Source organism: Aliivibrio sp. 1S175 (genome assembly GCF_001690985.1).
GTDB lineage: Bacteria > Pseudomonadota > Gammaproteobacteria > Enterobacterales > Vibrionaceae > Aliivibrio.
The window spans coordinates 16751-29988 of the sequence record NZ_MAJS01000022.1 but is presented as its reverse complement, the minus strand read 5'-3'; the positions used below and the strand labels follow the sequence as shown (position 1 = coordinate 29988).

The following is a 13238-nucleotide window of genomic DNA, read 5'->3' as shown; positions in this document are numbered from 1 at the left end:
TTAATAAAAAGCACCTTACTTTTGTCACTATATTAGGCCGTTAATTAAACGAACTAACCCATAATAACGATAACGTCATTAACACTGCCTTCCGCTTGGACTGGAACTGCACCGTTAACGTCTTCGCCATTAATCGAGATTGATTGCACGCCTTTACTTACTGAATTCGGGTTTTTCACTTGAATGTTGTAAGTCGCGCCACGCCATTGACGAGTTACTGAGAACTCAGGCCAATCTGTTGGGATACAAGGATCAACGGTTAAACCTTCAAAGCCAACACGAACACCAAGAATAAAGTTAGTTACCGCGAAGTAAGCCCAACCAGAAGTACCTGTTAACCAAGGGTGATTAGCACGACCATGATCTTGATGATCTTTACCCATGATAAACTGTACGTATGAGTATGGTTCAGCTATACGTGTTTCAATCATGTCATTTTGGTTGTATGGGTTTAGTGCATCGTAGAACTTCATTGCACGGTCACCACGACCTAGTTTTGCTTCTGCTACCCAAGCCCATGGGTTTGGGTGAGAGAAGATAGCACCATTCTCTTTTACGCCTTGGTAAACACGAGTAACAAAACCAATGTCATCATTTGGTGTTGAGAATGAAGGTGAATTTAGGTGTAAACCGTATTCAGAGAATAAGTTCTCATCAACGGCATCCATTGCTTTTTCACCACGTTCTTGAGATACAGCACCAGATAAAACCGCTAATGTGTTTGATTCAAGATGAACACGGCCTTCAGTTTGCTGTGCTGTACCAATTTTGTCGCCATCTTTGGTTAGACCACGAATGTACCAGCCGCCTTCTTCATCCCAAAGATGAGTTTCACACGCTTCGCGTACGTTAGCTGCCATTTCCGAGTATTTCGATATATCAGCATCATTGTTACGGAATTTAGCTAAATCTAAGAATTCTTCTAATGCCCAGAAATGTAAGAATGAAACCATTGATGATTCGCCACCACCTAAGTTTAGGCAGTCATTCCAATCAGCGCGTAAACCTTTACAAATACCAGTACGGCCAACGTATTCTGCAGAGAAATCTAATGCTGCTTTCATGTGCTCATAAACTGTTGCGTCACCGCCATCAGCGTATGGGATCACTTCATCGAAGAAAGAGTGTTCACCGGTTTCCATTACATATTTGATGATCGTTGGAACGATCCATAAATGGTCATCAGAACAGGTATCTTCAATGCCGTGGATCTTATCGTCATCCGATGGTGTTGGAACTACCGTTGGTGATTTTGATGGAACAACGTCTGCTTTCTCAGGATCAAACCAGTCAGGATCAAATAGGTGTAGACCGTAACCCGCTTTAACTTGGCCACGTAATAAATCCACAATACGTTTACGAGTCATTTTTGGATTAGCATGAGGTACTGAGATTGCATCTTGAGCCGTATCACGGTAACCAAGACCTGTACGTCCACCCACTTCGATGAATGAAGCAAAACGAGACCAAACCACGCATGTTTCTGCTTGGTACAGTGTCCAAGTGTTGATCATCGTATCCAAACCTTCGTTTGGTGATTTAACTTGGAATTTTTCACAACGCTCGCTCCAGTGATCTTTGATCTCTTGGAAAGCGGCATCGACATTAGCAACGTCTTGGTATTTTTGACGTAGACGTTCGCCATTGCCTTTACCTAGACCAAGTACGTAAGCAAAACGAACCTCTTCGCCAGGTTGAATAGTAAATTGCTTATGAAGAGAACCACAGTGGTTGTAACAGGTTTGTGCAGAGTTAGAACATTGACCTTTTTCAACCGCAATTGGATTTGCTTCATCACGGTATGCACCTAAGAAGCTGTCACGTTGACCGTCGTATGAATCGGGATCAAACGTAGACGCTAAGTAGTAGAAACCTTCAAAATCATTGGTGTTGTAGTAAAGATCGTATTCGATCACGCCTTCATTGTAAGAGGTACCTGCAGAGTACAATGACATTTGGTGGTTTTGGTTATCTGATTGGATATGGCTGAATGAGAATTCAACAAAAGAGAATGCAGAGATAACACGAGGCTTATCGCTGGTATTCTTAATAACCACATCCCACACTTCAGCGTCTTCACCTTTTGGAACAAATAAGGTTTTAGTTGCTTCAATGCCGTTGTAATCACATTTAAATTTAGAGTAAGACAGGCCGTGACGAACTTCGTAGCTTGCTTCATCTAAACTCTTTGCAACAGGCTGCCATGAGATTGACCAGTAATCACCCGTTTCATCGTCACGAAGGTAAACATAGTGTCCAGGGCGATCAAATGTGCCGTTTGGACGGAATTTAGTAACACGATTATACTCTGGAGAGTTATAAAAAGAGTAACCGCCAGCATTGTGAGAAATAACCGTACAGAATTTTTCTGTGCCTAAGTAGTTAGTCCATGGAGCTGGTACGTCAGGGCGTGTGATTACATATTCACGGTTATCGTTATCAAAAAAGCCGTATTTCATTGTTTTTTCCTTAACTAAAATACTAATAATTGGGTGACTTATGGTTGACGGAAATTAATACCCTGACGTGTTAGGGTTGGTAATCGTCCATTTAACCTTGATAAAAAGTCTGTCCAGTTTCTGTGTTGTTTTTGTGTCCACATCCCTTCAGACATCGCTAAAAGGCGTGGGAAAATCATGTAATCCATACGCTCTTGGTTATTGATGATTTCACACCAAAGCGCGCATTGAATACCAAGAATTCGTTTACGAATAGGGTCGTTATCAGCAAGTTCTGCTAGTGGTTCATAGTTATATGCATCTTCAAGAGGAAGTACATTAGCCCAATCTACCCCTGGCTCTTCAGGAGCATAATCTTGAGCCATATCTAGGTAAGTCGTTTGTCCAGGTTGAAGTACCACATCAAAGCCTTGTTTAGCGCAATTAAGTGCCGCTTCTTCGCTTAACCAAGAATAAATAACCGTGTCTTTACTGACTTTATTTCCGTGTTGCGCCTCTTCCCACCCCAACATTCTTTTACCGAGCTGCTTTAATTTTGTTTCAGCATGACGAAGTAGGTGACCTTGAAGTTCAACAGGATCGCTATAGCCTTGCTCTTCCATTAGTGTTTGACACTTTTTACTATTGGTCCAAACACCTTTAGGTACCTCATCTGCGCCAATATGAATAAAGGGTGCAGGAAATAGCTCCGCAATTTCTTCTAATACGGTATCAATAAAGGTGTAAGTTCCTTCTAATGCAGGAGAAAGCACGTTATCTGTGTAATGTTGGATACTGCGGTAATTGGAGAGATCGTCAGTATCAACTAATAAATGAGGTAATGCTTTGATTGCGGCGCGGCAGTGCCCAGGAATGTCGATTTCCGGGATCACGGTAATGCCACGTAATTCAGCGTAAGCGATCACTTCTTTGATCTCTTCTTGAGAGTAAAACCCACCGTGTTTTTTTGCTACGTGAGTATATTGAGGTTCGATTATTTCCTCAGGCCCACGCCATGCACCTATATCCGTTAATTCTGGAAATGCTTTTATCTCAACACGCCAACCTTCATCATCAGTAAGGTGCCAATGGAAGACATTGAATTTGTATTGAGCTAATTGATTTATTAATCTTTTCACTCGTTCAAGAGGGTGAAAATGTCTGGCGCAATCTAGCATCATTCCGCGATAGTGAAAGCGAGGTTGATCTTTGATTTTTGTACATGGTATTTGTTGGATATCAGCATTCACTAATTGTAATAATGTCGCACAAGCGTGAATAAACCCTTCATTTGAACCTGCTTTAATCTTTATATTCTCTTCAGACACGATGAGTTGATACGCACCTTTATCTAACGTTGGGTTAGCAATGAATTGAATCTGACCATCAGTATTAATGGCGTATTTTTTAGATGTAATGGCTTCTAGTTCATTGGTTAACCATGTCGCAGCACCTTCAGCTAGGTGCGTTTGAATTTCTAATGATGCATCTTTTAAATTGAAGAATCCATCAAGACGTTGCACCGAATTAGGTTTTGGAATTAGAGATAATTCAGCTGGTGCGACTCTTTGTATTTGAGTTCTTTCTGAATAAGGTGATCCTAATACGATAGGCGAAATTGAAACATCTAAAAATTCATTTTTTCCATTATTTGTAACTAAGATACTCGCGTCGTCTAACCCATCAGAAATAAATCGGAAAGGAGCGGTTCCAATCGTAAATTCAACATAAAAATGGTTATTTGCTTTCAGTGTCTTTGTAGAATCTGGAATTAATTTGCAAAAACTGCCGACTTGTTCAAGTTGACCTTGAGTATTACTGTTCGGTGTAATAAAACGGTCAATCGTAAAATGAAATTGCCAATCATGAAGGTCGACATCACTTAAATTGTGTAGTGTTAAACCAAAGCGGCTTAGGTTGTCTTTTTCAGATAAAACAACAAGATCTACACGATAATCCATTATTTAATTCCTTATAAAAATACTAGAACAGGTTATGTTCTGCTTTTCCTGCCATCATGATGCCACCTTCAATCGCATCACATTGTGGTTGTACTAAATACTGGCGAATAGAAGGGGATAACCACTCAACAATGCGCTCGCCAATACTTCCCATTAACGCAATTTCTGTTGCGCCTTTTTTATGTAAAGCCGTTAAGAACATTTCTATATCACTGGCTGTTTGTTGTAACAGTTCAATTGCGAGATCATCCCCTTTTAGTGCAAGAGCGAAGATAACTGGAGAAAATTGTCCGTAATCGCATGGACGAGCCGTTTTAGACCAATCAACAATGCTATCGATGTCATGATTAAAATGTGCTAATACATGGTCAGTTAGATCGGTGGTAGGTTTTATACCATCAGAAGCCAAAAGCGTATTTTTAATTAAATGAAGGCCCATAATGGCACCACCACCTTGGTCAGATATTGGGAATTCTCGACCGCCAACAACATGCTGTTGAGCATCTTGAATATAGATACCACAAGAGCCAGTTCCTGCAATCATGATTGCTCCATTTTTTCCTTTATGAGCACCTAAACATGCGCCGTAAGCATCTGTATTTAATGTCATTGAGGCAAAAGGATGTTTCAATTGCATGAACTTATGCCAAGCTGATTTTTGCTCTGCACCAGCAAGGGCAAGACCAACGTGCATTGTGGCAAAATCATTTTCTGATAATTTACTTTGTGCTGCCGCTTGGGTAATCGCAGTAATGATTGAATCCATTGCGACTTCTACGCCTAATAAGATATTTGCACTGCCACTTTTTGCCTCACCTAATAATTCACCTTGTGCATTACGAATTCGAGCGCGGCAAGAAGTACCACCACCATCAATGCCAACATATAAATAGGTCATGATTATTCCCCTTGCTTAGCTTGGTAAGATGATTGAGTCATAATTGCTAATAAATACCATGCACCGTGAGGGATCCATTGTTCACCCCATCGCCAGTTTTGTAGCATATCTTCATCGTGTGGCGCAGGGTTGAAAGCGATATCTTCTTCATTATCAAACCCACCGGTAATGCCATTACAAACACCACCTTTAGCATTAAAAAATCCAAGATGAGGAAGGTAATCAGGATTGTTATGACCATGACCATCTAACATGCACATATCATAAGGATTTAACCCTAATACCCAATTCAAATTATTCTGAGCAAAGATCTCTAACTTCTGCTTAATATCATTAGAGGTAATATGAGGTAAGACTAAGTAACTCATGCTAGCTAAAGAACCTAGACGAGCATTCTCTCCTTGCCACCAATAACCAGACTCATTGTCATGAGCGACAAAAAAGGCACTGCGTTTTTCGCTATTAACGGGCTTAACGTATTGTCTTGGGTAACCAAATGGATTGAATGTTTCTGAAGAGATAGTTAATTCAAATTCAACCGCTTGAGTAATAATGGTCAGTGTATGTGCACGACGGCTATTATCTGATTCAATCTCTAAATATTGCGAAAGCGCAATAGCGGGAAGACCAGCTTCTGCTGCATGGAAATAAGGACGTTCGCCATTTTGAGTTGCAGACCAGAAATTGTTTTGTTGTTCATCACTTTGTTGGCGAGCTGATAATCTTTCAGCCCATGAGCGAGCTTCCAGTAAAAATACGTTATCTTGAGTCGCTTTAAATAGCTCGATAACAGCAAGAAGAGCGCAATATTCATCAATAATATTTTCTTCACCATTATTTAAATAATTAAGGTTATTCTCTTTCAGATGCCAATAGCCTTTTATCGCAGCTTCTACATAGTTTTCACGAGTAAATTCACCATCAATATCTAAGCGAGAAGCAGAAGCAAGAGCTGCAATGGCTATACCTCCACCTTGACGGAAACCGGCTTGGTAATCATCTGATTTAAGACCATCTTGAGTCGCGTAAGCACAGAGCTCACGTTGATTAACGTCTTTACTCCACTTATCAAATACGGTCATGTAAAAGAAACCTGTCGGATTTTGCATTCGAACTAAAAAGTCAGCACCAAACAATGCCTCTTCCTTAAGGCGAGTGCGGGAGAATGCTGCAAAATCCGATAGGTTTTGAGTTAATTCAAGCCCTTTTAGCATATTCCAAACTACCATTGGAATTTGCTGAGGGTTTAAATAATTAGCGTAAGAAAGGTGGCTAAAGTATTTACTAACATCACCAGATGCGTCGTACCAGCCACCATGAACATCGACGGTTTCATCACTGTTTAATACAGGGGTTTTCCGATCTTGTTTGTCAAAAATTCCACTGCAGCGTTGAGATTTAAAATAATGCAAAACATCAGAAAAGGTATTTTTCATTAATAAATCAGTACCAATAGTGAAGGGATGGGAAGTTATCTCATCAATCACTAAAGTAAATTCACCGTGCTCAGTAAAATCAGAAAAATGGATTTCTGAAAAGTATCCTTGGTGCCAATGTGCAACTTGGAGCGATGAAGAAATAGAAAACTGATGTTTTACCTGTTGTGTTTGAGTACAAACAATTGTCCCTAATAGCTCTTTATTAAGAGGTGTGCCAGTTAATAAGACAGCTGATTTAGGGCCATTAAATTCATAGCCAATGTGGTTTGTTAACAGTTGCATCTATTTCTCCAAAATACCAATTACTGCTGTTTGAGGTTCACTTGTATGAAATTAATTTTCGTACAAATAACAACGAACAAAATGGTTGTCTGACAGTTTCGTTACGCCAGGCATACGTTCTTTACATTTTTCTGTTACGTGAGTACAACGACCTGCAAATGGGCAACCTGCTGATTCTGGTGTCCAAAGAGGAATTTCCCCTTTATTGCCTTTCAACTCAGTGTGGATCGATTTGCTTGGATCGGGTACTGCAGAAACTAACAGCTGTGTATATGGGTGCTGAGGATCGTGAATGATCTCATCTGTATCGCCCCATTCAACCATGTGTCCAACGTACATTACCGCGAGATCTTCTGCGATGTAACGAGCAGTTGCGATATCGTGAGTGATGTAAAGTAGAGACATTTCTTTCTCAAACTTCATCTCTTCCATCAGATTAAGAACACCAGCACGGATAGAAACATCCAGCATTGATGTAGGCTCATCAGCAAGAACAACTTCAGCACCTACTGCAATATTTCGAGCAAGGTTTACACGTTGACGTTGGCCGCCTGAAAGTTGATGCGGGAACTTAGCCGCCGTTTCTTTCGGTGGGATTAAGCCAACTTGTTCTAGAAGATCATGAACACGATCTTCAAGTTCTTTTTTATTACCAGGGGTCACTTTCTTATGAATAAGAAGTGGTCGAGCAATATGATGAAAAATATTATGGGTTGGGTTTAAAGAGCCGAACGGGTCTTGCCATACCATTTGTACGCCTTCACGATATTTCATGAGATCATTTTTCTTAACGATATCTTGAATATCACGGCCTTTATATTGGATAACGCCGTCTGTTGGTGCGTACATTTTTGCGATCATTTTTGCTGTGGTGGATTTACCAGAACCTGATTCACCAACAACAGCAAGGCCACGACTTTTGTACATTTTGAATGATACGTCATTGATTGCTCGCATCATTGGGTTTTTAAGGGCGTTGCTACTCACAGGGAAATCTTTAACTAGATTTTTACCTTCAATCAGTAGTTCGCCAAATGCTTTGCTCATAATTTACTCCAGAAAATCCGTTTTATGCTTTTGCTTGTGCAATTGTCTCACCATAAAGGTGGCAATTTGACAAGTGACCAGGCTCAATCTGACGAAGCTGTGTAGGAATCGTACGACATGCTTCGTGTACACGATCACAACGAGACTGGAAGCGACAACCTTGTGGGATTTCTAATAAATTAAGAGGGTTCCCTGGGATACCTGTTAATTTGGTTTTTGGTCCCGTTAACGGTGGGAATGAACTCCCCAATCCTTTCGTATATGGATGGTAAGGTGAGGTAAGGATCTCTTTTGACGAAGCCACTTCAATCAATTCACCGGAGTACATGATCCCTATGCGATCTGAGAACTCAACCATTAATGATAAATCGTGCGTAATGAAGAGAATTGAGAAACCAAACTCTTCTTTAAGTGCATAAATCTTCTGTAAAATTTCACGTTGAACAACAACATCCAGTGCGGTTGTTGGTTCATCCATGATGATCATTTTAGGATTTAGCGCCAATGCAATAGCAATAACCAAGCGTTGACGCATACCACCAGAGAACTGGTGAGGGTAATCACTTAAACGACTCGGATGAATATCAACGATTTCTAATAAACCTTGAGCACGAACAATCGCTTGCTCGCGAGTCATGGTGGTGTGGCGCATGATCACATCACAGAACTGCTCTTCCATAGGAAGTACAGGGTTTAATGCATTCATGGCACTTTGGAATACCATGGACATTTGACTCCAGCGGAAAGCCTGCATTTGAGGGTCGCTGTATTTTAAAATGTCTTGTCCATCAAATATAACTTCACCACCAGTGATGAATGCAGGCGGCTTATGCAGGCGCATTAAAGAGAATGCAATGGTTGATTTACCACATCCTGATTCACCCGCCAAACCAAAGACTTCACCTTTACCGATGTCAAAACTCACATTGTTTACAGCACGCACATCACCTGATTCAGTAATGTAATCCACACATAGATTGCGGATAGAAATTTGTGGGTCAGTCATATCAATCTTCCCTGTTCCAATTTAATACTGGTTTAGCTAAATCTGGTTTACGTTCATGCGTATCTTCAGTTGCTAATTTTTTCCAGCGTTTCATTCCTTTGTGAGAACGAAGTTGTGGGTTAGCAATTTCATCTACTGCGAAGTTAAGCATTGCAAGACCGACAGCTAGAATAGTCAATGCCATACAAGGAGCTATTAGTTCCCACCATGCGCCAATTAAGATAGATGAAGAAGTCTGTACGTTGTACAGCATGATGCCCCAGCTAATCGTACTTGGGTCACCTAGACCTAAGAATGAAATCGTTGCTTCCATCATGATTGCGTACATTACCGAACCAATGAAGCTTGCACCTACGATTGAGATAAGGTTTGGCAGAATCTCAACAAAGATGATGCGCCATGATGATTCACCTAATACTTCAGCCGCTCTTACAAATTCTTTTTCACGTAGCGCTAAGGTTTGAGATCGAATTACACGTGCGCCCCAAGCCCAGGATGTACACCCTATTATGAGGGCAATGGTCATAGGTCCTGCTTCACCAATAAAGGCGGCAAGTACGAACAATAATGGGTACTGAGGAATAACGAGCATGATGTTCATCGCGGCCGTTAATATGTCATCAACTTTGCCACCGAAATAGCCTGCAGAGATACCTATAACTGTTGCTAAGAAACACACCACTAAACCCGCACTAAAACCAACCGCTAGTGATACTCGAGCACCATGAGCAAGTTGAGACCAAACATCACGTCCCATGCGTGTTGTTCCCATTACGTGGTCTGCTTTTTTAGACATTAATAAAGAACGACGATCAGTTGCTAAATTTTCTGAAACCCATCCATCAGGATTATTTTCAGCAGCATTTACAACAAAGCCTGGATATTCATGTGGATTACCTGTTCGCTTATCTGGTGCGTGGTCACTCAAAAATGGAGCAAATACTGCAACGAAGATAAACATGAATAGGATACCTAAACCAAAAAGTGATTTAGGGTTACCAGAAAGAAGTTTAATTAAGCCTTTCATTATTATTTTCCTCCCTTGCGTAGGCGAGGGTCTAGAACAACGTATAACATGTCAGCAAGAAGGTTAAAGAACAACATGAACAGCGTCATGATAAGTAGCTGACCTTGAAGAACTTGGTAGTCACGAGACGTAATTGCATTAAACAATACTGAGCCTAGACCTGGGTAGTTAAAGATAATTTCAACGATAAGTTGACCACCAATGGCCATACCAAGAGACATAGATAGAGCGGTAACACTAGGAAGCATTGCGTTACGTGCTGCATAGTTAAATACAACTCGGTTTTCGCTTAATCCCTTTCCTTTTGCCATGGTGATGTAATCTTCACCTAAAAGGTTAATCATGTTGTTACGCATATTGATTAGGAAACCACCAATTTGAACAACTGAAGCACAGATTAATGGAAGAATTGCATGGTAAGCGACATCTTTTATGAATACCCAGCTAGTCCAGTCAGGTATAACCCCTGGAGTATACGCATACCCTGTAGGGAACCATTTTAATCCTACGGCAAAAGTAAACATGGCAAGCATCGCGATAACCACTTGTGGTACCGCTTGAATAACGAGCATCCCTGGAGAGATAAATGTGTCGTAAGCACTGCCGCGTTTCCATGCTGCAAAAATACCTAAGATTGATCCTAAAGAGAATGAGATAATAACCGCAGTACCCGCTAAGAAAAGAGACCAACCAAATGCGCCACCTAATAGTGTATTTACACTTAGAGGGTAGAATTTGATAGATGTACCTAAGTCCCAAGTTAGAATGTTTTTGATGTAGATAAAGTATTGCTGATAAAGAGGACCATCAACAAAACCAAGCAGTTGTTTCATGGCTTCGATACGCTCAGGAGTTACCTGAGTTGTGGCATTCGCAAACATCATGACAACAGGGTCACCAGGCATTGCTCGCGGAATGATAAAGTTAATCGTTGCAGCAACGACCAACGCAATAAAATAGAACGATAAACGTCTTAGAAAAAATCCCATAACTCACACCTTTCTCATCCAGATATTATTTGCCTGACCTGGAAATCAGGACGTAAAATCCCCTGACGACAAGCGCCAATCCTTTAGCTAGTAGGGAAGGGGGAGAATAGGCGGTGCACAAGATATGCACCGCAAAAGTTGTTACATATTACTTAACAGGTTTTAAGTCAAGAACGTGTAGAAGACGCTCTGGAATACCAGCCCAGATGTTTGGACGGCCCTGAGGATTCTTCTCGTTCCACCAACCAGTGAAGCGTTGTGTGTTGTATTGGTACATGTAAGCACCAGACAAAATTGGAAGTGTTACTTGGTTTTCAGCGATGATCTTCTGAATGCCATGAGCGATTTCAACTTGCTCTTCTTTGTCTGCTGTTTTGTAGAAGCTATCAAGTAATGCATCTAGTTTCGCATCTTTGAAGTAATGCATTGCGAAACGAGGCATACCATCACCTTCTTGTAGTGCAGAGTTGTATGCACTGTTCCAGTATAGGTGTGGATCGGCACCGTGGAAGTAGTTAGTGAAGGCTAAGTCATATGTTCCTTCTAGCATCGCTTGGTTATAAACTGCGAATTCAGGAGTACGAGCTTTTGTTTTAATGCCTACTTCATCTAATTGTTCAACAGCAAGTTGTACTGTGTTGTTAAAGTCAGTCCAACCGTTTGGAGATTGAATTAGAAGTTCAAATGATTTACCTGATGGAGTATCAACATAGCCATCGCCGTTCACATCTTTAAAGCCTGCTTTAGCAAGTTGTTTCTTAGCGCCTTCAACATTATAAGTATTGAATTTCTTGTACTTATTATGAGTCGCTTCGTCAGACCATGCTTCAAATGCATAACCAAGACCTGATGCGAAATCATTCACAGTACCGCCACCGTAGAATGCGATATCAATGATAGTTTGGCGATCAAGAGCCATACCCATTGCGCGACGGAACTCAACGTTTGTTAGCGCTTCATTTTTAGCTGCATCTGGGTTTTTGAAGTTAACCATTAATGCTTGTGTACCTGATGGCGGGTACCAGTATTGGTGGTTAGGACTTGCAGATGCGTAAGTACGATCGATATCAGGAATGAAAGATGAAGTCCAATCCAATTCAGAGTTTACGATTTTACCTAGTAATTGGTCATTGTTCGCAATTTGAGGAACACGTAAACAGTCAACATCTAGGTTGTCATTATCCCAGTAGTTAGGGTTACGACACTGAATATAAAGTTGTGGTGTAAACGTATCAATTTCAGTGAATGGACCTGTACCAACTGGGTTTTCATTCGTAAACGTTGTTGGGTTTTCAACTTTTGACCAAATGTGTTCAGCAACGACTGGTACAAGTGAAATTTCATAAGGTACGTTTGAGTTAGCTTCAGATAAATTGAATTTTACTTGGTATTCATTCAAACGTTCAACTTTTGTAACCCACTTATTGATACCACGTTGGTCAAGTTCTGGCTTGTCCTGAAGTAGTTGAAAAGAGTAGATAACATCATCAGCAGTAAATTTTTCACCATCAGACCATTTCACGCCTTTACGAATGTCAAAAGTAACACTCATTAGGTCGTCTGACATGCGGAAATCTTCAGCAAGACGCATTACAGGCTTGTTACCATGCATCTCATTAAAGATAACTAAAGGTTCGTATACAAAATCAGTTGTTGTACGAAGATTAGTTGCAAGGTATGGGTTGAAGTTTTGAATCATTGTAGGGTAGAAATCAGGTACTATTGTTAGCTCACTGCGAGCTGCTGCGTCTGTAGCAGCAAAACCAGTTGTTGCTGCTAATACTGCAGCAGCTAATGTAGTTTTTTTAATATTGGCAAGCATAGCTGTTCCTTACTCTTTGCTTTAGTTTCACGATTATACGTATTTAACAATGTGCTAAATACACATTAAAGGCCTACCTCAAATCCAATTTTTCCAGAACATCCTAAATGGGTGTTGAGTGGTCTGTAGGCCTTGGGCATGTATAGGAAAACGCTTTCTGCTTAAAACGTCAATTTCGATTACCGTCAAAAACGGCAAAACTGTATTTTTTAACGTTAAAAACGTCACTTTCGATTGTTGTGCTTATTTTTTATTCGATACGTCGAGTGTGACGTTGGTCTTATTTACGCAATGCTGCATAATGCAATGTTAGTGATTACTTACCATTT

9 protein-coding genes are annotated in these 13238 nt (G+C 40.6%); all 9 read right to left on the bottom strand.

The window, feature by feature from the left end; all coding sequences use genetic code 11:
- Nucleotides 1–53 precede the first annotated feature (53 nt).
- The 9 genes from A6E06_RS09280 to A6E06_RS09240 all read right to left on the bottom strand — a co-directional run bounded on the left by A6E06_RS09280 (nt 54) and on the right by A6E06_RS09240 (nt 12909).
- Nucleotides 54–2459 carry a GH36-type glycosyl hydrolase domain-containing protein gene (locus tag A6E06_RS09280; RefSeq protein ID WP_065592177.1) on the bottom strand — a complete coding sequence of 802 codons (2406 nt, stop codon included), beginning with the start codon at nt 2457–2459 and terminating at the stop codon, nt 54–56.
- A gap of 38 nt (nt 2460–2497) precedes the next feature.
- The gene (locus A6E06_RS09275) at nt 2498–4399 is read right to left on the bottom strand and encodes a beta-N-acetylhexosaminidase (protein WP_065592176.1); all 1902 of its coding nucleotides are present in this window, start codon (nt 4397–4399) and stop codon (nt 2498–2500) included.
- Nucleotides 4400–4421: 22 nt separating this feature from the next.
- On the bottom strand, nt 4422–5297 hold the full coding sequence (locus A6E06_RS09270; RefSeq protein ID WP_065592175.1) for an N-acetylglucosamine kinase: 876 nt from the start codon (nt 5295–5297) through the stop codon (nt 4422–4424).
- 2 nt (nt 5298–5299) lie between these two features.
- On the bottom strand, nt 5300–7018 hold the full coding sequence (locus A6E06_RS09265; protein WP_065592174.1) for a glycoside hydrolase family 9 protein: 1719 nt from the start codon (nt 7016–7018) through the stop codon (nt 5300–5302).
- A gap of 51 nt (nt 7019–7069) precedes the next feature.
- The gene (locus A6E06_RS09260; protein WP_065592173.1) at nt 7070–8065 is read right to left on the bottom strand and encodes an ABC transporter ATP-binding protein; all 996 of its coding nucleotides are present in this window, start codon (nt 8063–8065) and stop codon (nt 7070–7072) included.
- A 22-nt stretch (nt 8066–8087) separates the two neighbouring features.
- Nucleotides 8088–9071, bottom strand: coding sequence for an ABC transporter ATP-binding protein (locus tag A6E06_RS09255; protein ID WP_065592172.1), 984 nt, complete (start codon nt 9069–9071; stop codon nt 8088–8090).
- 1 nt (nt 9072) lies between these two features.
- The gene (locus tag A6E06_RS09250; RefSeq protein WP_065592171.1) at nt 9073–10098 is read right to left on the bottom strand and encodes an ABC transporter permease; all 1026 of its coding nucleotides are present in this window, start codon (nt 10096–10098) and stop codon (nt 9073–9075) included.
- 2 nt (nt 10099–10100) lie between these two features.
- Entirely contained in the window at nt 10101–11087 is a 987-nt protein-coding gene (locus A6E06_RS09245) for an ABC transporter permease (RefSeq protein WP_065592170.1), read from the bottom strand.
- Between the two features lie 148 nt (nt 11088–11235).
- On the bottom strand, nt 11236–12909 hold the full coding sequence (locus tag A6E06_RS09240; protein WP_065592169.1) for an ABC transporter substrate-binding protein: 1674 nt from the start codon (nt 12907–12909) through the stop codon (nt 11236–11238).
- Nucleotides 12910–13238 lie beyond the last annotated feature (329 nt).